At 65.0% G+C, this 20,005-nt stretch carries 21 protein-coding genes and 1 tRNA gene; 13 read left to right on the forward strand and 9 right to left on the reverse strand.

What is annotated here, in order from left to right:
* Window positions 1-3 precede the first annotated feature (3 nt).
* Both ACQKOE_RS13560 and ACQKOE_RS13565 read right to left on the reverse strand, forming a co-directional pair.
* Window positions 4-1,134 (reverse strand): acyl-CoA dehydrogenase family protein, encoded by a 1,131-nt coding sequence (locus tag ACQKOE_RS13560; RefSeq protein WP_374591590.1) that lies wholly within the window; start codon window positions 1,132-1,134, stop codon window positions 4-6.
* 12 nt (window positions 1,135-1,146) lie between these two features.
* Window positions 1,147-2,340: an acyl-CoA dehydrogenase family protein gene (locus tag ACQKOE_RS13565; RefSeq protein ID WP_427513252.1), complete on the reverse strand. Its 1,194-nt coding sequence runs from the start codon at window positions 2,338-2,340 to the stop codon at window positions 1,147-1,149.
* A gap of 423 nt (window positions 2,341-2,763) precedes the next feature.
* Between ACQKOE_RS13565 and ACQKOE_RS13570 the strand changes: the two genes are divergently transcribed.
* From ACQKOE_RS13570 to ACQKOE_RS13580, 3 genes are all read left to right on the forward strand, one after another.
* The gene (locus tag ACQKOE_RS13570; protein WP_427513253.1) at window positions 2,764-3,303 is read left to right on the forward strand and encodes a DUF3617 domain-containing protein; all 540 of its coding nucleotides are present in this window, start codon (window positions 2,764-2,766) and stop codon (window positions 3,301-3,303) included.
* A gap of 72 nt (window positions 3,304-3,375) precedes the next feature.
* Window positions 3,376-4,161 (forward strand): arginine deiminase family protein, encoded by a 786-nt coding sequence (locus ACQKOE_RS13575; protein ID WP_427513254.1) that lies wholly within the window; start codon window positions 3,376-3,378, stop codon window positions 4,159-4,161.
* An 81-nt stretch (window positions 4,162-4,242) separates the two neighbouring features.
* Entirely contained in the window at window positions 4,243-4,983 is a 741-nt protein-coding gene (locus ACQKOE_RS13580) for a peptidase (RefSeq protein WP_427513255.1), read from the forward strand.
* Here ACQKOE_RS13580 and ACQKOE_RS13585 read toward each other — a convergent pair whose 3' ends face one another.
* Window positions 4,984-5,640, reverse strand: coding sequence for an extensin family protein (locus tag ACQKOE_RS13585; RefSeq protein WP_427513256.1), 657 nt, complete (start codon window positions 5,638-5,640; stop codon window positions 4,984-4,986).
* A 172-nt stretch (window positions 5,641-5,812) separates the two neighbouring features.
* Here ACQKOE_RS13585 and ACQKOE_RS13590 point away from each other — a divergent pair, with 172 nt between their 5' ends.
* The 3 genes from ACQKOE_RS13590 (at window position 5,813) to ACQKOE_RS13600 (ending at window position 9,948) form a co-directional block, all read left to right on the forward strand.
* Entirely contained in the window at window positions 5,813-6,946 is a 1,134-nt protein-coding gene (locus ACQKOE_RS13590; protein ID WP_427513257.1) for a phosphoserine transaminase, read from the forward strand.
* A 114-nt stretch (window positions 6,947-7,060) separates the two neighbouring features.
* A complete protein-coding gene (serA, locus tag ACQKOE_RS13595; protein WP_427513258.1) occupies window positions 7,061-8,644 on the forward strand; it encodes a phosphoglycerate dehydrogenase in 1,584 nt (527 codons plus the stop codon).
* 185 nt (window positions 8,645-8,829) lie between these two features.
* A complete protein-coding gene (locus tag ACQKOE_RS13600) occupies window positions 8,830-9,948 on the forward strand; it encodes an ATP phosphoribosyltransferase regulatory subunit (RefSeq protein ID WP_374591606.1) in 1,119 nt (372 codons plus the stop codon).
* 7 nt (window positions 9,949-9,955) lie between these two features.
* Here ACQKOE_RS13600 and ACQKOE_RS13605 read toward each other — a convergent pair whose 3' ends face one another.
* Window positions 9,956-10,414 carry a PA2169 family four-helix-bundle protein gene (locus tag ACQKOE_RS13605; protein WP_427513259.1) on the reverse strand — a complete coding sequence of 153 codons (459 nt, stop codon included), beginning with the start codon at window positions 10,412-10,414 and terminating at the stop codon, window positions 9,956-9,958.
* A gap of 307 nt (window positions 10,415-10,721) precedes the next feature.
* Here ACQKOE_RS13605 and ACQKOE_RS13610 point away from each other — a divergent pair, with 307 nt between their 5' ends.
* From ACQKOE_RS13610 to ACQKOE_RS13620, 3 genes are all read left to right on the forward strand, one after another.
* Entirely contained in the window at window positions 10,722-12,014 is a 1,293-nt protein-coding gene (locus ACQKOE_RS13610; RefSeq protein WP_374591610.1) for an adenylosuccinate synthase, read from the forward strand.
* Between the two features lie 110 nt (window positions 12,015-12,124).
* Complete coding sequence (locus tag ACQKOE_RS13615) at window positions 12,125-12,856, forward strand: class I SAM-dependent methyltransferase (RefSeq protein ID WP_427513260.1); 732 nt, start codon at window positions 12,125-12,127, stop codon at window positions 12,854-12,856.
* Between the two features lie 68 nt (window positions 12,857-12,924).
* Window positions 12,925-13,911 (forward strand): winged helix DNA-binding protein, encoded by a 987-nt coding sequence (locus ACQKOE_RS13620; RefSeq protein WP_427513261.1) that lies wholly within the window; start codon window positions 12,925-12,927, stop codon window positions 13,909-13,911.
* Between the two features lie 10 nt (window positions 13,912-13,921).
* On the opposite strand, the gene arsB is transcribed toward ACQKOE_RS13620, so the two are convergent.
* The 4 genes from arsB to ACQKOE_RS13640 are packed head-to-tail and all read right to left on the reverse strand — an operon-like array spanning window position 13,922 to window position 16,297.
* A complete protein-coding gene (arsB, locus tag ACQKOE_RS13625; protein WP_427513262.1) occupies window positions 13,922-14,974 on the reverse strand; it encodes an ACR3 family arsenite efflux transporter in 1,053 nt (350 codons plus the stop codon).
* Window positions 14,974-15,477 (reverse strand): arsenate reductase ArsC, encoded by a 504-nt coding sequence (locus ACQKOE_RS13630; protein WP_427513263.1) that lies wholly within the window; start codon window positions 15,475-15,477, stop codon window positions 14,974-14,976. The genes arsB and ACQKOE_RS13630 overlap by 1 nt, the downstream gene beginning before the upstream one ends.
* An 8-nt stretch (window positions 15,478-15,485) precedes the next feature.
* A complete protein-coding gene (locus tag ACQKOE_RS13635; RefSeq protein WP_427513264.1) occupies window positions 15,486-15,956 on the reverse strand; it encodes an ArsI/CadI family heavy metal resistance metalloenzyme in 471 nt (156 codons plus the stop codon).
* Complete coding sequence (locus ACQKOE_RS13640) at window positions 15,953-16,297, reverse strand: ArsR/SmtB family transcription factor (protein WP_427513265.1); 345 nt, start codon at window positions 16,295-16,297, stop codon at window positions 15,953-15,955. Before ACQKOE_RS13640 ends, ACQKOE_RS13635 begins: the two co-directional genes overlap by 4 nt.
* A 113-nt stretch (window positions 16,298-16,410) precedes the next feature.
* Between ACQKOE_RS13640 and ACQKOE_RS13645 the strand changes: the two genes are divergently transcribed.
* A tRNA-Val gene (locus ACQKOE_RS13645) sits at window positions 16,411-16,486 on the forward strand.
* Between the two features lie 27 nt (window positions 16,487-16,513).
* Here ACQKOE_RS13645 and ACQKOE_RS13650 read toward each other — a convergent pair.
* Complete coding sequence (locus ACQKOE_RS13650) at window positions 16,514-17,092, reverse strand: TlpA family protein disulfide reductase (RefSeq protein ID WP_427513266.1); 579 nt, start codon at window positions 17,090-17,092, stop codon at window positions 16,514-16,516.
* Window positions 17,093-17,108: 16 nt separating this feature from the next.
* Between ACQKOE_RS13650 and argH the strand changes: the two genes are divergently transcribed.
* Genes argH through lysA form a run of 3 tightly spaced genes read left to right on the forward strand, consistent with a single transcriptional unit; the run spans window position 17,109 to window position 20,002 of the window.
* Window positions 17,109-18,482 carry an argininosuccinate lyase gene (gene argH / locus ACQKOE_RS13655; protein ID WP_427513377.1) on the forward strand — a complete coding sequence of 458 codons (1,374 nt, stop codon included), beginning with the start codon at window positions 17,109-17,111 and terminating at the stop codon, window positions 18,480-18,482.
* 6 nt (window positions 18,483-18,488) lie between these two features.
* Complete coding sequence (locus ACQKOE_RS13660) at window positions 18,489-18,734, forward strand: hypothetical protein (RefSeq protein ID WP_374591657.1); 246 nt, start codon at window positions 18,489-18,491, stop codon at window positions 18,732-18,734.
* A gap of 5 nt (window positions 18,735-18,739) precedes the next feature.
* Entirely contained in the window at window positions 18,740-20,002 is a 1,263-nt protein-coding gene (gene lysA, locus ACQKOE_RS13665) for a diaminopimelate decarboxylase (protein WP_427513267.1), read from the forward strand.
* The last annotated feature ends 3 nt before the right edge of the window (window positions 20,003-20,005 follow it).

Raw genomic sequence — 20,005 nt, forward strand, 5'->3', positions numbered from 1 at the left:
AGCTCAGGCCGGAAGGGTCAGCGCCTCATAGCGCTCAAGATGCCAGTCGGGCGTGCCGAACTGGTTCTCGATCATGGTGCTGCGCTTGAAGTAGTGGCCGATGGCCAGTTCCATGGTGATGCCGATGCCGCCATGGGTCTGGATCGCGTTCTGGCCGACCGCCTTGATGCTGCGGGCAACCTTGGCCTTGACCTGGCTGACCGCGGCCTTGCGCTGATCAGCGGGCAAGCCCAGCTTGAGCGTACCCATCAGGCTCATCGAAGCGATCTGCTCGGCATCGACCAGCATGTCGGCCATGCGGTGCTGCAGGGCCTGGAACTTGCCGATGGGCTGGCCGAACTGCTTGCGCTGCTTGGTGTATTCCACCGTGCCTTCCAGCAGCTTGCGGGCAATGCCGGTGCCTTCGGCGCAGATCGCGACAGTGGCTTCGTCCACCACGCGCTCGATCAGGTCGATCCCGCCGGGCAGCAGAGCTTCGGCCGGAATGCTGACGTTCTCGAAATAGACCTCGGCCCCGCGGAAGCCGTCGACCATCGCGTATTCGCGCATGGTAATGCCGGCAGCCTTGGCGTCGACCAGGAACAGCTCAACCCCGGCGCGTTCGCGGCGGCTGCCGCCGGTGCGCGCGGTGACCAGCAGGTGCGTGGCCCAGGGGGCGGCATAGACGGCAGCCTTGTGGCCGTTCAGGACATAGCCCGAACCGTCCTGCTTGGCCGTGGTGCCGATGTCCGCCAGGTTGTAGCGGCCCTGCGGCTCGGCATAGGCAAAGGCCGTGATGCAATCGCCGCTGATGATCTGCGGGATCACCTCGGCGGCAACCGCGCCGCCCACTGCCTGGAGCGCACCGCCGCCGATCACGACGGTCTGCAGCCAGGGCTCGATCGCGATGACCTTGCCCAGTTCTTCCATCATGATCGCGTTTTCCAGGTAGCCGCCACCCATGCCGCCGTATTCCTCGGCAAAGGGAGCGCTGGTCAGGCCCAGTTCGCTGGAAAGCGCGCGCCAGATACCGGGATCGCGCCCTTCGGGGCTGGCCAGCATCTTCTTGCGGGTTTCAAAGTCGTAGGTATCGGCCAGGAACCGCGCGAGGGTGTCGCGCAGCATGTCCTGCGTTTCGGTATAGCTCAGGTCCATGTCTTCAATTCCTCAGAGGCCGAGAACCATCTTGGCGATGATGTTGCGCTGGATCTCGTTCGACCCGCCATAGATCGTGGTCTTGCGGGTGTTGTAGTACACCGGCGCGGCGCGGTTGGCCCATTCCGGACCCACGGCGTGCTGGTTGTCGCCCTCGCCAAAGCTGCGCGAATAGGGCGCGCCGTAATGGCCGGCCATTTCCAGGGTCAGCTCGGTCAGGCGCTGCTGGATTTCCGAACCCTTGATCTTCAGCACCGAGCTTTCCGGCCCCGGACCGTGGCCAGCGGCCATGCCCGACAGGGTGCGCAGTTCGGTGAATTCCAGAGCGGCCAGGTCCATTTCCAGTTCGGCCACCTTGCGGCGGAAGAACGGATTGGCGAGCAGCGGCTTTTCGCCGTCCAGTTCGGTGCTGGCGATCTCGCGGATGCGTTCAACACCGCGCTTGGAGCTGGCGACACCGGCAATGCCGACGCGTTCGTGGGCGAGCAGGAACTTGGCGCAGGTCCAGCCCTTGTTCTCTTCGTAAACGCGGTTTTCGACCGGCACCTTGACGTTGTCGAGGAACACTTCGTTGACTTCGTGTTCGCCGCCCAGGGTGATGATCGGGCGCACTTCGATGCCCGGCGACTTCATGTCGATCAGCAGGAACGAGATGCCTTCCTGCTGCTTGGCGTCAGGCTCGGTGCGGACCAGGAAGAAGCCCCAGTCAGCGTGCTGGGCCATGGTGGTCCAGGTCTTCTGCCCGTTGACGATGTAGTGATCCCCTTCGCGCACCGCGCGGGTGCGCAGCGAGGCAAGGTCCGAACCCGAACCCGGCTCGGAATAGCCCTGGCACCACCAGTCCTCGCCCGACAGGATGCGGGGCAGGAACTTGGCCTTCTGCTCTGGCGTGCCGAAGGTGTAGATCACCGGGCCGACCATGGTTAGGCCGAAGGGCATCAGGCGAATGCAGTCGGCGCGCGCGGTTTCTTCGGAGAAGATGTAGCGCTGCGTGATCGACCAGCCGGTGCCGCCGTATTCCACGGGCCAGGCCGGGGCGACCCAGCCCTTCTTGTAGAGAACGCGGTGCCAGGAGAGGAAGTCCTCCTTGGTCAGTTCGTCCCCTTCGTCCTGCTTGCCGCGCAGTTCCTGGGGGTAGTTTTCGGCGATGAAGGTGCGCACTTCCTCGCGGAAGGCGATCTCTTCGGGGCTGAATTCAAGGTCCATGGCCTCTCTCCGATGACGTTGTACGGAACGTGTTTGGCGCGGTTTTCCGCCCTTCGCAAGGGGCTGGGCAACCTGTCCGGAGAGGCATGCGCCGGCCAGCGCCCCCTGCCGTTACGGCAAGGCGGATGGAGGGGCGGCGATTGCAGGTGCGAAAGCCTTGCGGTGATTGGGAAACAGCCACGCATACGGTGCTTGAGGTGGGCATTTGGGGCGAATCGGGGATCAGGATTGCCCTCTGGTTTCCCGTTCGTCCTGAGGAAGTGCCGAAGCCGCAGGCAGAGGCGCTGTATCGAAGGACTGCCTCTGGCGCAGTGGTTCGAGACGGGTCCTCAATCTGCGATTTCGGACCCTCCTCACCACGAACGGTGTGTGGTGGCGTTAGAGCCTGCTATGTCGGAACTCACGTCCAGGAGAGTCGTTGCCATGGGTAAATTCAAGGATGTGGTTCCAGTCGGCCTTGTTGCCTTGGCCCTGTCGGCCTGCGGCCCATCCGCGCGAGAGGATCAGGCTGGAGACGCTGCCAACAAAGCTCACGATGCAGCAGCAGAGACCGCCTTTCAGATGCAGCCCGGGCGTTACCGCACTACGGTCACCGTTGAGTCCATCGAAATCCCCGGAATGCCCGCCGCCATGGCGGGGCAGATAAAGGCGATGATGGCCAAGGCCTCGGCCCAGGAAAGCTGCGTCACCCCGCAGCGTGCGGCGCGCGGGCTTGATGTGGTGAAAGAGCAGATGGCGCGGGGCCAGTGCAACTATGCGCGCTTTGATGCGGCAGAGGGCAATCTGGACGCTGCCTTCACCTGCCAGACCGGCGAGGGCATGGCGATGACCGCGACATCGCGCGGGACCTATTCCAGTACGGGCTCGACGGTCAAAGTGGATGCGGCCCTGTCCGGTCCGCAGGGCAAGACGATGCACGTCGTGCAAACCGTCACGACCGAGCGGATCGGGGATTGCGTCTGAGCGCCCTTGTGCAGCGTGGTTCGGGGCGGATAGGAACCTGCGCCTGAAACTTGAGCCAGCGGGGGAAACGCCATGCCATCGGTCTATGAATTCAACCGCGCAATCCTGCGCCGTCCGGGGGCAAGCGTGGTCAAGGGACTGCGCGCGGGTGGCGGACCCGATCCGGTGCTGGAGGACGTCCTGGCCGAGCATGCCGGATATGAGCGCGCCCTGGCCGATGCCGGACTGACGTTGACCGTGCTGGACCCGCTGGAGGAATTTCCGGACGCGATCTTCGTGGAAGACCCTGCGCTGGTTTTTCCTGAAGGCGCAATCCTGCTGAAACCCGGCGCGCCCAGCCGCGAGGCAGAGGGAGAGTACCTGCGCTCCACCCTGGACGCCCTGTTCGATCAGGTGCTGGACCTGCCCGCAGGCCACGCAGATGGCGGCGACGTGCTGGTCCTGCCGGACAAGGTGCTGATCGGCCTTTCCGCGCGGACCGACCGGGAAGGGGCCCAGGCCCTCGCTGCCCTGCTGGCCCGGCTGGGCTACAAGGCCGAGGTCGCCGCGACCCCTGCCGAAGTGCTGCACCTCAAGACGGCCAGTTCCTTGCTGGACGAAGAAACCGTGCTGTCTACCCGTGCCCTGGCCGCTACCGGCATATTTGACGGTTACCGCGTAATCGAGGTTCCGGCCGAGGAAGAGGGCGGGGCCAACGTGCTGCGCGTCAACGACCGCGTGATTGCCGGGGCCGGGCACCCGCGCGTGCTCGATCTGCTGGACGGTCACGGTCTGAAACTGGTTGCCCTGCCGAACAGCGCGATCGCCGCGATTGACGCGGGCTTTACCTGCATGTCGCTGCGCTGGCGGGCTGGCTAGGCAGGGCTGAGCGGAGGGAACCAAACCGCGCCCGGCGCACTACTTCGATAGGGAACGTGAAAGAAGAGAAGGGAGCTTCTCGTGACCTATTGCGTCGGAATGCTGCTGGACCACGGCCTGGCCTTGATGAGCGACACCCGCACCAATTCGGGCGTCGACAACATCTCCACTTTTCGCAAGATGCATTGCTGGACCGTTCCGGGCGAGCGGATCGTGGCGATCATGACGGCGGGAAACCTGGCAACGACCCAGGGGGTAATCAGCCAGATCGAGCAGCGTGACCGGCCGCATGCCGAGCGCAGCAATGCCTTGCTGGGTGCCGACACCATGTTCCAGGTCGCCAACCTGGTGGGCAAGCTGCTGCGCGAAACCATTGCCACGATTGACGAGCGCAACGGCGAGGACGGATCGGGCACTTTCTCCGCCTCGATGATCGTCGCGGGGCAGATCAAGGGCGGGCAGCCGCGCCTGTTCCTGATCTATCCCGAAGGCAACTTCATCGAGGCGAGCTTCGACACGCCCTTCTTCCAGATCGGCGAGACGAAATATGGCCGCCCGATCATCATCCGTGGCTATGACCGCGACATGGGCTTTGAAAACGCGGTGAAGCTGCTGATGGTCAGCTTCGATTCCACGATCAAGGCCAACCTCTCGGTCGGCCTGCCATTGGACCTTTTGCTGATCGAGCGCGACCGGTTCGAGCCGCTCCACCAGCGGCGGATCGTATCGCAGGACCCCTATTACCAGGCGCTGTCCGAACACTGGAGCGAGGCGCTGCGCAAGGCGTTTTACTCGCTGCCGGACTACAGTCTCGATAGCTGATCACTTGCAAAAGGCGCTGCCGCTCATTTCCAGGTGCAGGTGATCGTAATGCGCGGCGTTATAGGCCGGGCCCAGGACCGTGCCGAACCGCTTGCAGGCGCTGGCCTGGATCGTGGCGAAGAACTGGCGCACCTTGGGCGAGGGATCGTTCCAGTTGCCGGAAACGGTGATCCGCCGCCCGTCGGCCAGGATGAAGCCCGATACGTCGATGGCGCTGGCCGTGGCATGGGCGCTGCGGCGCGGCGTTCCAGCGACGTTGCGACAGCTGAAGCTGCCCATGGTTTCGATCTTGACGATGGGGCTGCCCAGAATCTGCTGCGCCGCGCGGTCCGCGCCGAAGCGGGCCCAGGCGGCGAAAGTTTCGGCGAGAGGGCAAGTAACCGGCCCCAGGTTGCTCAGCGCCAGCTTTGCATCGTCGCTCTTAACGCTGGAAATCTGCACGGTCCCCAGCGTGGAACAGCCCGCGCCGTAATACTTGTCCGGCAGGGGAGAGAAGGCGGCCTTGCTGGCGCCCAGTTCGGCCAGGCAGGCGCGCGTGTCCGGGCGGGGCGTCAGGACAGCAGCGGATTTGCGCGGGGCCGGCTGGTCGCTTTGCGGCACTGCGCCGCAACCGCCCAGCAACAGGGCCAGAGACATTGCGGGCAGGACAATGCGCATGACCGGAAAATCCCATGCAACGGATTAATGGCAGGCTAACCCTCCGGGCAGACTTATCACAAATTCGTATGGAGCGAACCGGTTTCGCTTGACTCCCTGCCGGGCGCCACTAACTGCGGCTCCGGGCCACGCGGTCCCAACGCCGCGCGTGCTCTCTGTGAGGAGAGTCTATATGACTGATACTGTGAAGCCTGCGGCAAAGCCCGCGCGCCCGTTCTTTTCTTCCGGTCCCTGCGCCAAGCCGCCGGGCTATTCCCCCGAAAAACTCGCCACCGAATCGCTGGGCCGCTCGCACCGCGCCAAGATCGGCAAGACGCGCCTGCAATACTGCATCGACCTGATGCGCGAAGTGCTGGGCCTGCCCGATACGCACCGCATCGGCATCGTGCCCGGTTCGGATACCGGCGCGTTCGAAATGGCGATGTGGACCATGCTGGGTGCCCGCGGGGTAACCTGCCTCGCCTGGGAAAGCTTTGGCGAAGGCTGGGTCACGGATGCAGTCAAGCAGCTCAAGCTGGAACCCAAGATTCACCGCGCCGACTACGGCCAGCTGCCCGACCTGTCGAAGGTCGACTTTGCCGATGACGTGCTGTTCACCTGGAACGGCACCACGTCCGGCGTGCGCGTGCCCGATGGCGAATGGATCCCCGACGACCGCGAAGGCCTGACCTTTGCCGACGCGACCAGCGCCGTCTTTGCCTATGACATTCCGTGGGACAAGATCGACGTTGCCACCTTCTCGTGGCAGAAGGTGCTGGGCGGCGAAGGCGGTCACGGCGTCCTGATCCTGGGCCCCCGCGCGGTCCAGCGGCTGGAGGAATATACTCCCAACTGGCCGCTGCCCAAGGTGTTCCGCCTGGTTTCCAAGGGCAAGCTCAGCGAAGGCATCTTCAAGGGCGAAACCATCAACACGCCCTCGATGCTGGCCGTGGAAGACGCGATCTTCGCGCTGGAATGGTCGAAGTCGGTCGGCGGGCTGGAAGGCCTGAAGAAGCGCTGCACGGCCAATGCCGACGCGCTGAACAAGATCGTTGCGGAACGCGACTGGCTGGGCCACCTGGCGGTCGATCACGGCATTCGGTCCAAGACCTCGGTCTGCCTGACGGTCGAAGGCGCCGACGCCGATTTCATCAAGGCCATGGCGGGCTTGCTGGAAAAGGAAGGCGCGGCCTACGACATCGCCGGTTACCGCGATGCTCCGGCCGGCCTGCGCATCTGGTGCGGCGCGACGGTTGAAACCGCCGACATCGAAGCGCTTGGCCCGTGGCTCGACTGGGCCTACGCCAGCACCAAGGCTGCTGCTTAACGTCATCCCGGCGAAGGCCGGGACCCAGCGCGCATAAAAAGCCGCTCCGCGACATCATTTTTACGGTCTGGACCCCGGCCTGCGCCGGGGTGACGGGCCAAAGGGATCACAAACATGACCAAGCCCCGCGTACTCATTTCCGACAAGATGGACCCCAACGCCGCCCGCATTTTCGAAGAGCGTGGCTGCGACGTCGATGTCATCACCGGTGAAACCCCGGAACAGCTGATCGCCCGCATCGGTGACTACGATGGCCTCGCCATCCGTTCCTCGACCAAGGTGACCAAGGAAATCCTGGCTGCGGCCAAGAACCTCAAGGTCGTCGGCCGCGCTGGCATCGGTGTCGACAACGTCGATATTCCGGCTGCTTCGGCCCAGGGCGTGGTGGTGATGAACACCCCGTTCGGCAACTCGATCACGACTGCCGAACACGCCATCGCCCTGATGTTCGCGCTGGCTCGCCAGATCCCGGAAGCCAATGCCCAGACCCAGGCCGGCAAGTGGCCGAAGAACGACTTCATGGGCGTTGAAGTGACCGGCAAGACCCTGGGCCTGATCGGCGCGGGCAACATCGGCTCCATCGTCGCCAGCCGCGCGCTGGGTCTGAAGATGAAGGTCGTGGCCTTTGACCCGTTCCTGACCCCGGAACGCGCGGTGGAAATGGGCGTGGAAAAGGCCGATCTGGACACTCTGCTGGCCAAGGCGGACTTCATCACGCTGCACACCCCGCTGACCGACCAGACCCGCAACATCCTGTCGAAGGAAAACCTGGCCAAAACCAAGAAGGGCGTGCGGATCATCAACTGCGCGCGCGGCGGCCTGATCGACGAAGCGGCGCTGAAGGAAGCGCTGGATTCGAGCCAGGTTGCAGGCGCGGCGCTCGACGTGTTCCAGACCGAACCGGCCAAGGAATCGCCGCTGTTCGGCACCCCGAACTTCATCTGCACCCCGCACCTGGGCGCTTCGACCAACGAAGCCCAGGTCAATGTGGCGCTCCAGGTGGCCGAGCAGATGGCTGATTACCTGGTCAACGGCGGCGTCACCAATGCGCTCAACGTGCCCAGCCTCTCGGCGGAAGAAGCGCCGAAGCTGAAGCCCTACATGGCCCTGGCCGAACAGCTTGGCTCGATGGTTGGCCAGCTGACCACCGGCGCAATCCCGCGCATCTCGATCCATGCCGAAGGCGCAGCGGCAGAGCTGAACATCAAGCCGATCGTCGCTGCCGTTCTCGCCGGGTTCCTGCGCGTCCAGTCGGACACGGTGAACATGGTCAACGCCCCGTTCCTGGCCAAGGAGCGCGGCATGGAAGTGCGCGAGGTCAAGACCGAGAAGGCCGGTGACTATCACACCCTGATCCGCGTTTCGGTGAAGACCGATGCGGGTGAGCGTTCGGTGGCCGGAACCCTGTTCTCTAACAGCGAACCGCGCCTGGTCGAACTGTTCGGCATCAAGGTCGAAGCCGAACTGGCTGGCCACATGATGTATATCGTCAACGAGGACGCCCCCGGCTTCATCGGCCGCGTCGGCACCCTGCTGGGCGAAAACTCGATCAACATCGGCACGTTCAACCTGGGCCGCCGCGAGGCGGGCGGGGAAGCCGTGCTGCTGCTGAGCGTGGACAGCCCGGTCAATGGTGACCTGATCGAACAGGTCCGCAAGCTGCCGGGCGTCAAGCGCGCGATGGCTCTGGCGTTCTGATTGCGCCGCGCCGCGTAGCTGGCGCGCCCCTGATCCCCCTCCCGCTTGCGGGAGGGGCTAGGGGAGGGCCTGTTAAGCGCGAGGGCCTGTTTGGCGTTTCAGGCAAACTGGGATAACTGACCCTCCCCCGACCCCTCCCGCAGGCGGGAGGGGAGATTTCGTCAGCCACCTCCGGGGCCGAATTTATGCAAGATAACGACCGCGACCTGTTGCCCGAAGGCCTGCAAGACCGGCTGCCCGCTGCGGCGGCAGCCGCTGCACGCGTCACCCGCGCGGTGATCGACGTGCTGGATTCGCACGGATACGACCGCGTCCAGCCGCCCAGCATCGAATTCGAAAAGTCGATGGCCAGCCGCATGGCCGGGGTGCAGCCGCGCCGCATGTTCCGCTTTGTCGATCCGGCCTCGCTGCGTACCTTGGCGCTGCGCAGCGACATTACCGTGCAGGTCGGCCGCATTGCCGCCACGGCCCTGGCCGATCAGGCCCGTCCGCTGCGGCTTTGCTATGCCGGACAAGCCGTGACCATCAAGGGCGACGGCCTGGACCCGACGCGGGAACGGCTTCAGCTTGGCGCGGAATTGATCGGGACTGACAGCGTTGCCGCGGCGGGTGAAATCGTTGCCGCCGCGATCGAAGCGCTGACCGCTGCCGGAGCGACCGGCCTTTCGGTCGATTTCACCATGCCTGACCTGGTCGACACCCTGGCCGCGCAGGCCCTGCCGCTGCCAGCGGACAAGATCGAGGCCGTGCGGCGTGAACTCGATGCCAAGGACGCTGGCGGATTGGTTGAGGCGGGCGGCGAGGCCTATCTGCCACTGCTGACCGCCATCGGCCCGTTCGACACAGCTATTGAGCGCCTTGCCGCGATTGACGCGGGCGGCGCGCTGTCCTCCCGCATCGCAGCTTTGCGCGAAGTCGCCGCACGCGTCGCTGGCAAGGCGCGGCTCACGCTGGACCCCAGCGAGCGGCACGGCTTTGAATACCAGTCGTGGTTCGGCTTCACCATCTATGCCGACGGCGTTTCCGGTGCCCTTGGCCGGGGCGGTTCCTACCGCATTCTGGGCCTGGACGAACCAGCCATCGGCTTCTCGCTCTATCCCGACCGCCTGATCGACGTGCTGGCCGCGCGCGAAGAACGGCGCGACACGCTGTTCCTGCCGCTGGGTCACGATCCCGCGCAGGCAGAGCGGCTGCGCGCTATCGGCTGGCGCACGGTTGCCGCGTTGTCCGATGCCTGCGAGCCGGGCGCGCTGGGCTGCACGCACCGGCTGCAAGACGGGGAAGCGGTCAAGCTTCCGGGCTGAACCGGACCTATTGCCCGAAGGTGCTGTCGCCTACGCGGCCCAGCTGCTCGGCCAGCTGTTCGCCCTGGCGGATTTCGGTGAGGGCACGCTGGATGATTGCGCGGGTCTGCGAATCCAGGTCGGTTTCCTCCAGCGCGGTTTCGAATTTCCCAGCCAGGTAATCCTCGCCTTCCTGCACCCGGTCGATGGCGGCGCGGTCGCCCGACTGGAACAGTTCCGTCACTTTCAGCCAGACCTGGTGCAGCCCCCCCGCCATGGTGCCCTTGGTCACGAGTTCCCCGCCCTGGCGCACCAGTTCCTGGTTCAGCATGTCCAGCGTCGATTGCCGGCGCTCGATCTGGTTGGCGAATGCCGATTTGACCGCCTGCGAATCCGCCGCGTCGCTGGCGTTGCGATAGCCGTTCAGCGAATCGTAGACCGTGTCGATCAGGGTTTCGAGCATGGTGCGGCTGGGGTTGTCTGACATGGCGGCAATCTCCTTTGCGCGCGGCGCGGGTGCGCCGCTTCAATCAAGGAAAACCGCTGGTTCCGTCGCTTTGTTCCGCTCGCTGCGCCACTGCCGGTCGCGCGTTCGCACCGGTTGAGCCGCCGCGCCGCTGCGCACCCGGTTCAATCGATCGCGGATTGTCGCGCAGAGCCTTGACTCCTGGCCCCCGCAGCCCCTAGGGGCCGCACCGCACAGCGGGCCCGCGCGGCCCATCTAGTCCATCCCTTGCGCCGAGTCCTGTCGAAGGGCGCTTGCGGATAACCTGGCAGGGGTAGGACTGTATCCAATGGCCAACGTAACCGTAATCGGCGCCCAGTGGGGTGATGAGGGCAAGGGCAAGATCGTCGACTGGCTGGCAAGCCGCGCCGATGCCGTGGTGCGCTTTCAGGGCGGCCATAATGCCGGTCACACGCTGGTTGTGGGCGATCAGGTCTACAAGCTGTCGCTGCTCCCCTCGGGGATCGTCACCGGCACCCTTTCGGTGATCGGCAATGGCGTCGTGCTTGATCCCTGGCATTTCCGCGATGAAGTGGCCAAGCTGAAGGGGCAGGGGGTCGATGTGAACCCGCAGAACCTGCAGGTCGCTGAAAATGCCCCGCTGATCCTGCCCTTCCACCGCGATCTCGACGCCCTGCGCGAAGATGCCAGCGGCGCGGGCAAGATCGGCACCACGCGGCGCGGGATCGGTCCGGCCTATGAGGACAAGGTCGGTCGCCGCTCGATCCGGGTTTGCGATCTGGCGCACCTGGACGATCTCGGCCCGCAGCTTGACCGCATCTGCGCCCACCACGACGCCCTGCGCGCGGGCTTCGGCCAGCCGCCGATTGACCGCGAACGCCTGCTGGCCGACCTGTGGGACATCGCGGCCTTTATCCTGCCGTTCTCCAAGCCGGTCTGGCGCACGCTGAACGAGGCGAAGAAGGCGGGCAAGCGCATCCTGTTCGAAGGGGCGCAGGGCGTGCTGCTCGATGTCGACCACGGCACCTATCCCTTCGTCACCAGCTCCAACACGGTCAGCGGCACGGCCGCCAGCGGTTCCGGCCTGGGGCCAAGCGCGGCGGGTTTCGTGCTAGGGATCGTCAAGGCCTATACCACCCGCGTCGGCTCCGGCCCGTTCCCCACCGAGCTGGAGGATGAAACTGGCCAGCGCCTGGGCGAGCGTGGTCACGAATTCGGCACTGTCACCGGGCGCAAGCGCCGCTGCGGCTGGTTTGACGCCGTGCTGACCCGCCAAAGCTGCGCGATCAGCGGCGTCACCGGCATTGCCCTGACCAAGCTGGACGTGCTCGACGATTTCGAAACGGTGAAGATCTGCGTCGGCTACAAGCTGCGCGGCGCCGACATGGACTATTTCCCTGCCCACGCCGCCGATCAGGCCGCGGTCGAGCCGGTCTATGAAGAAATGGAAGGCTGGAAGGGCCAGACCACGGCCGGCGCGCGCAGCTGGGCCGATCTGCCCGCCCAGGCGATCAAGTATATCCAGCGCGTGCAGGAACTGATCGAAACGCCGGTCGCCCTGGTCAGCACTTCGCCCGAGCGCGAGGACACGATCCTGGTCCGCGATCCTTTCGTGGATTGATCTGGCCTTTCGTGGATTGATCCGGCCCTGGGCTCGGCTCCGCCCAGGCACTGCAACGAAACTGCCACATGGGGCGTTCACAGAGGCATTGTCTCTGCGAAAGGCCCCATGTGACGACCCGCGAAACGACCCCGCTCCTCGCCCAGCCTGAAGAACTTGCCCTCAGCCTGAAAGGGCGCGCCGTGGTTGCGGGGTGGGGCGCGATCCAATGGCCGTGGTTGCTGCGCAGCCTCTATGGCGGACCGGAGGCCGACAAGCAGGCGCTGCTGCGGCGGCTGGGCCTGCCCGCCGATGCCTTGCCCAACCTGGGCAGCTGGAAAGCGGATACGGCTTTCCTCACCCACATCGCCAATGCGGTCGAGGAACTGCAACCCTTCGACGTGGTGGAACTGGGCTGCGGTGCTTCGTCACTCGTCGCGGCCAAGGCGCTGGAACTTCACGGGGGCGGGCGGCTGACCTCGTTCGATCAGCACGCGGCCTATCTCGATGCCACGCGCGACTGGCTGCGCGACCACGGCCTGCGCGCGCGGATGCGCCATGCGCCGATCGTGCCGCAGCCGTCGCGCTGGTCCGAATCCTGGTACGATCTCGACAGCCTGCCCACGGCCATCGACCTGCTGGTGATCGACGGTCCGCCCTGGGCGCTGGGGCCATTCGGCCGGGGCCGGGCGGAAGTACTGTTCAACCGCATTTCGGCGGGCGGCATGATCCTGCTCGACGATGCGGCGCGGCCTGGAGAGCGGGTGATCGCGAACCAGTGGCGCAAGCGCTGGCCGGAGTTTGAATTCAGGCTGGACCGGTCCGGTTCGAAGGGAACGCTGATCGGGCGAAGGTTGCGCTAAAGCTTTATAAATCCTTGACAAGACTGTTATTTGTTCTACCTATGTTCGCGAAACATGGAGTGCGGATAATGGCGCAATCGGATTTCATCTACGCATCGCGGGACAGTGCTGCCGGGGTGAAGATGTCCGTTTCCGTCTATGCGGACCGGGTCCATGTCAGGGCCATGCTGGCCGATGATGCTGCCGCGATTGGCCTGCCAGTGCTGCACTCTGGCGGACTGGATGGGTTGTTCGGCGCGGACTCTCCGCCGCTGCCGCAGATCGTCATGGTCGACTGTCCGGATGCCAGCGCGGACAGGCTCGCCCAGCTGGCGGAACTGGACGTGCGGGTGGCCCAGGCGGGCACGAACCTGATCGTTTCAACCTCGGTCGCATCGCTTGACGGGGTGTTTGGCTGCCTGGACCAGTCGGGCGCGCAGATCCTCGTCGATCCCAGCCGGGCCGAGCGCACGCTGGCCATTGGCCGGATCATGGCGCGCGATCCGCACTTGCGGGTTGCGGAATTGTCGGAAGAAGACCGCCTGACCCTGCTGCGCCTGACCGAACAGGTGAGCGAGATGGCCGCACGGCTTGACCGGATCGTCCCGCCTGCTGCGATGGATGAAGAGGGCGGCAGTGCGTTCCGCCTCGAAAGCCCCCGGCCTGCCTTTGCGCAGGCTTCCGATGCGGACGGGAGCGAGCGTCTGATCCGTGCAGCGCGGCCACCGCTGCCCGATCCGCGCCTTATCCGCCGGATCATCCGCCAGCGTCAGCTGCGCAGACGGTTCTTCGAGGGCGACCTGTTCGCCGATCCCGCCTGGGACATGTTGCTGGACCTCACGGCGGCCCGGGCGGAACATATCCGCGTTTCGGTGACCAGCCTGTGCATCGCCTCGGCTGTCCCGCCCACCACCGCGCTGCGCTGGATCGGGCAGTTGACCGATGCGGGCCTGTTCCAGCGGGTCGAGGACGAGGCCGACCGCCGCCGCGTGTTCATCGCCCTGACCGATCAAGCCGCCGACGCCATGGCCCGCTATTTCGCGGAACTGGGCAGCAACGCGGTGCGCCTGGTTTAAAGGGCGGCGCTCACCACAGCCGCCCTTTGAACCACAGCGCAAGGTTCACCAGTCCGATCAGGACCGGCACTTCGACCAGCGGACCGATCACAGCTGCAAAGGCCACGGGAGAGGCCAGGCCGAACGCGGCGATGGCAACCGCAATGGCAAGTTCGAAGTTGTTGGATGCCGCAGTGAACGACAGCGCCGTCGTGCGCTCGTAATCCGCCCCCAGCGCCTTGCCGCTCAGGAAAGCCAGCACGAACATCGCCAGGAAGAAGATCACCAGCGGAATGGCGATCCGCACCGCATCCATCGGCAGCGCCAGGATCTCTCCGCCCTTGAGGCTGAACATGGCGACAATGGTGAACAGCAGGGCCACCAGGGTGATCGGGCTGATGTGCGGCAGGAACGTGTTTTCGTACCATTCCGCGCCCTTGGAGCGGACCAGGCTGCGGCGCACCAGGAACCCGGCCAGGAACGGTACGCCAAGATAGGTGAGAACCGCCTTGGCAATGGTCGCGAACTCGATGTTCACCACGTGGGCTTCCAGTCCGAACACGGGCGGCAGCACGGTGAGATAGAACCAGGCGTAGGGGACGTAGAACACGATCTGGAACAGCGAATTGAACGCCACCAGACCGGCCACATATTCCGAACTGCCGCGGGCAAGCTGGTTCCAGACCAGCACCATCGCGATGCAGGGGGCAATGCCGATCAGCACCAGGCCGGTCAGGTATTCGGGCCTGTCGCCCAGCAGGAGCGAGGCGAGCGCGAACATGAAGGCCGGGGCGACGATCCAGCACAAGGTGAAGGACAGGGCCAGGATCTTGCCGTCGCGGAAAACCTTGCCCAGTTCCTCGTAACGGACCTTGGCCAAGGGCGGGAACATCATCAGGATCAGACCCAGGGCAATCGGGATGCTGGTCGAGCCAACCGACATCGCATCAAGCGCCTTTGGCACTGCGGGCGCGGTCGATCCGATCGCGATTCCCAATGCCATGGCGGCAAAGATCCAGATCGTCAGATAGCGGTCGAGAAACGCCAGACGCGGGCGCTCTGCTTCAAGTGCGAGACTGGCCATCAGGCGGCTCCTTCCATCTGTCCGATTTGCGCGAGCGCGCCGCTTAACGCAGCGCGGTCCATGGTTTCGAACGGCAGGGCCAGGAATGCGCGCACCCGCATTTCCAGCAGGCGCCAGGTCTCTTCAAAGGCTGCGTCCACTTCATCGTCACTGCCCGTCATGTCAGCCGGATCGGGCAGGCCCCAGTGCGCTTTGAGCGGCGCGCCGAAAAACACCGGACACGCTTCACCCGCCGCGTTTCCGCAAACCGTGATCGCCAGGTCGATCGGCGGCGCATCGCCCCCCGTGAATTCGTTCCAGCTTTTCGAGCGGAAGGGCGAGGTGTCGATCCCCCGCCGCGCCAGCAGCCGCAGGGCACCCGGATGCGGCTGCCCCTTGGGCTTGCTGCCCGCGCTGTGGGCGGCAACCCGCCCGGCGCCCAGCTGGTTCAGGATTGCCTCGCCCAGGATCGAGCGGGCGGAATTGCCGGTGCACAGCACCAGCACGGAAAAAGGACTGGTCATGGATTCTCTCAGCAGCAGCCGGACTTGGCAGGGGCAACTTGCGGCGCGCAGCACGCAGAGGATGCCGCGTTCCCGGACGAAAGCTCCCCGAAATCGGGGCTATCGCCATAGACGGTGCTGTCTCCCGTGGTCAGAAAGGCTTCCCAGACCACGCCATCGGGGTCGGCAATCCAGCTTTTTTCAGACCTGGCGTAGCAGCAGGTCGTCGCGCCTTCTTCCAGCACCGGGCCCTTGGCGGTCTTGAGCCGGCCATAGACCTCGGCCAGTTCGGCCTGATCCTCGACCTGCAAGCCCAGGTGCTCCACGCCCTTGGCCGCGCCATCCTTTTGCGAGATGGCAAAGTTGATCCGTGGATCGTCCAGCATCCACTTGGCATAGTCGTCTTTCACGACAGTCGGGGCAGAGCCGAACAGGCCGGAATAGAAAGCGACCGATGCATCGAGGTCGGCCACGCCGACGTGGACATGAAAACGCTTCATGCGACATCCTTCTCAGGCTTGGAGGTTGGGCTGCATCCTGCATCGGCAGTGCAGGGCACTCCGAGGCAGCAGTTTTCGGTCATGTAGGACATGAGCGCGTTCATCGCCGGATAGTCGGCGGAATAGATGATCGAGCGGCTTTGCCGGCGCTGGATGACCAGCCCCGCATTCGTCAGCTGCGCCAGATGGAAACTCATCGAAGAAGCCGGAACCGCCAGCGCCTCTGCCAGGGCGCCAGCAGCCATGCCTTCCGGCCCGGCCTGAACCAGCAGGCGATAGGCCGCCAGCCGGTGTTCCTGGGCAAGGGCGCCCAATGCCCTGATAACCGCCTGTGCTTCCATTTCGATATTCCCATTATTCGAGAATCATCGAAATAAAGAGACTGCTCACGCTGGTCAAGAGCGCTCCTTGACGCGGCGGCAAAACGCGCATAATCGCGCCATTCCCTGAACAGGGGCGCTTAGCTCAGTTGGTAGAGCATCTCGTTTACACCGAGAGGGTCAGCGGTTCGAGCCCGTTAGCGCCCACCAGGTTCCCTGATTCCCTGACGAGTGAACTCACTTCGCTTCCGCGATCAGGGCGAGGGTTTCCGCATCGCCCCATTCCTTCGGCCCGGCCACGCGCCACACTTCGCGTCCTTGCGAATCGTACATGACCGTAATCGGCAGAGTCTCCGCGCCGAACTGGAATGCCAGGTCGTTCTTGGGGTCCAGCCAGGGTTCAAGCCGCGTCACGCCGCGCTGCTTGAGGAATTCGCCGGCCTTTTCCGGCTGGCCTGAATCCTGGTTGACTGCCAGCACCTTCACCTTGCCGTCCAGCGTCGCGGCCAGCTTGTCCAGCGCGGGCAGTTCCGCCACGCAGGGCGCGCACCAGGTGGCCCAGAGGTTTACCAGCACCGGCTTGCCCTTCAGGCTTTGCATGTTGAGCTGCTTGCTCGCTGGATCGGACAGCACGAAATCGGGTAGTTCATTGCCCTTGCGGCTGCGGTCGACCACGCCGGTTGCGGCGGGGGCTGCATTACCTGGCGCGGCAGTCGATGCTTGCGGTTGCGCCTGCTGCCCGCTTTCCCTATCGCACCCGGCAACCAGCAGGGCAGATCCAAGGATAGCGGCGTTGAGCAAGCGGGAAGACAGCACGGGCGGCTCCAATTCGATGTGGGGCGGGCGGTTCGCCGAAGGACCCGCCGCAATCATGCGCGAGATAAATGCCTCTATCCCCTTCGACAAGGCACTGTGGCGGCAGGACATCGCCGCGTCAAAAGCCCATGTGGACATGTTGGCAGCCCAGGGAATCGTCTCGGCGGATGATGCCGCGCTGATCGCGGGCGGGCTGGATCAGGTTGCCGCCGAGTACGAGGCTAACGGCGTTCCGGAAAACTGGGACCTGGAAGACATCCACATGACCACCGAAAGCCGGCTCGCCGAGCTGATCGGTCCAGCGGCAGGCCGCCTCCACACGGCGCGGAGCCGCAATGACCAGGTAGCGACCGATTTCCGCCTGTGGGTGCGCGATGCGATGGACGCTGCCGATGCCGGGCTGAAGGCACTGCAAGTCGCGCTGGTGACCCGCGCGGGCGAGCACGCCGCCTCGATCATGCCGGGCTTCACCCATTTGCAGACCGCGCAGCCGGTGACTCTGGGCCACCACCTGATGGCCTATTACGAAATGGCGGCGCGGGATCGCTCGCGCTTTGCCGATGCGCGCGCGCGGCTGAACCAGTCGCCGTTGGGGGCTGCGGCTCTGGCCGGAACGGGCTTTCCCATCGACCGCCACCGCACTGCCACAGCGCTTGGCTTTGCCGAGCCGACCCGCAACAGTCTGGATTCCGTTTCGGACCGCGATTTTGCGCTCGATTACCTGATGGCAGCGGCGCAGACCGCGCTGCACCTGTCGCGCCTGGCCGAGGAGTTCATCATCTGGGCCAGCCAGCCGTTCGGCTTCGTCGTCCTGCCCGATAGCCTGTCGACCGGCAGCTCGATCATGCCGCAGAAGAAGAACCCCGACGCGGCAGAGCTGGTGCGCGGCCATTCCGGGCGGATCGTGGGCTGCCTGACCAGCCTGATGATCACGATGAAGGGCCTGCCGCTGGCCTATTCCAAAGACATGCAGGACGACAAGCCTCCGGTGTTCGAAGCGGCCAGCCTCCTGACCCTGTGCCTTGCTGCCATGACGGGCATGGTCGAAGGCGCCAGGTTCCGGACCGAGCGGATGCGCGCGGCGGCGGAACTGGGCTATGCCACGGCGACCGACCTGGCCGACTGGCTGGTCCGTCAGGCCAACATTCCCTTCCGCGAAGCCCACCACATTACCGGCGCGGCGGTCAAGCTGGCCGAAAGCAAGGGCTTGGCGCTGGACCAGCTGGGCCTTGACGATCTTCAGGCCATCGATGCGCGGATCGACGAGCGGGTCTATGCCGCCCTCTCGGTCGAAGCCTCGGTCGCAGCGCGGGCCAGCTATGGCGGAACCGCGCCGGATCAGGTAAGGGCGCGGGTGGCCGAAGCGCGCGTGGCGCTGGGCCTGGAGTAAGCCCTGATGCGCCGCCTTGCCGTTTCAGCCCTGATCCTGCTGCTTGCCGGTTGCGGTGCCTCGGCCCCGCTCAAGCCTGCTGCAGGCAAGGAACTGCCGGTTGCGCCTTATGGCCGCGAAGGGCGGCAGACTGCCGAAACCCTGCTTGAACCCACCCCACAGGCCGCGCCGGAACGCAGCGTCGAACTGCGAAAACGTTCCGAGAAACGTTTGCAAGACCCGTTCGACCTGCCTCCTTCCGACGAAGAGTAAATTCCATGGACCATTTTGAATATCGTGACGGCGTGCTTCATGCCGAAGACCTGCCGCTGACCGCCATTGCCGAAGCCGTTGGCACCCCGGTTTACGTCTATTCGCGCGCCACGCTGGAACGCCATGCCCGCGTGTTCCGCGAAGCCCTGTCGATCCTGCCGCGCGTCCACATCGCCTTTGCGATCAAGGCCAATCCCAACCTGGCCGTGCTGCGCGTGATGAAGCGCGAAGGGCTGGGCGCGGACGTCGTCTCCGGCGGCGAAATGGCGCGCGCCCTGGCGGCGGGCATGCCGGCGCAGGACATCGTCTTTTCCGGCGTGGGCAAGCAGCACCATGAAATGATCGCCGGGCTTGAAGCCGGGATCGGCCAGTTCAACCTGGAGAGCGAGGAAGAAGGCATCGAGCTGGCGGCCCTGGCGGCACAGCGCGGCCTGACCGCGCACTGCGCGCTGCGCGTCAATCCGGACGTCGATGCGCGGACCCACGCCAAGATCTCGACCGGCAAGGCCGAAAACAAGTTCGGCGTGCCGATTGACCGCGCCTGCGAAATCTACAGCCGCCTTGCCGCGCTGCCCGGCATGGATATGCGCGGCGTGGCGGTCCACATCGGCAGCCAGCTGAGCGAGCTGGAGCCGTTCGAGGAAGCCTTTGGCAAGGTCGGCGCGCTCGTCGCCGAACTGCGCGCCAATGGCCAGACGGTCACCCACGTCGACCTCGGCGGCGGGCTGGGCGTGCCTTACAAGGCGGGCGAAGTGTTCCCGACGCCGCAGGCCTATGCCGAAATGGTCGCCCGCGTGACCAAGGACTGGGACGTCACCCTGATGTTCGAACCGGGCCGGGTGATCTGCGGCAATGCCGGGGTGCTGCTGACCAAGGTGGTCCGCGTCAAGCGCAGTTCCAACCAGGTGCCGTTCGTGATCGTCGATGCGGCAATGAACGATCTGGCCCGTCCGGCAATGTACGGCGCATGGCACGATTTCGACGCGGTGAAGCCCACGGGCGAAAAGATGACCGCGCATATCGTCGGCCCGATCTGCGAAACCGGCGATACCTTCGCCATGGACCGCCAAATCGACGCGATCCAGACCGGCGACCTGGCCGTGTTCCGCACGGCGGGTGCCTATGGCGCGACCATGGCCAGTTCGTACAACAGCCGTGGTTTCGTGGCCGAAGTGATGGTCGATGGGGACAAGTGGGCCGTCGTGGCCGACCGTATCCTGCCCGAAGCCATCACGGCGGCGGAACGCGTGCCGGACTTCCTGGACTGAACC

Source organism: Novosphingobium sp. NPDC080210 (genome assembly GCF_050281025.1).
GTDB lineage: Bacteria > Pseudomonadota > Alphaproteobacteria > Sphingomonadales > Sphingomonadaceae > Novosphingobium.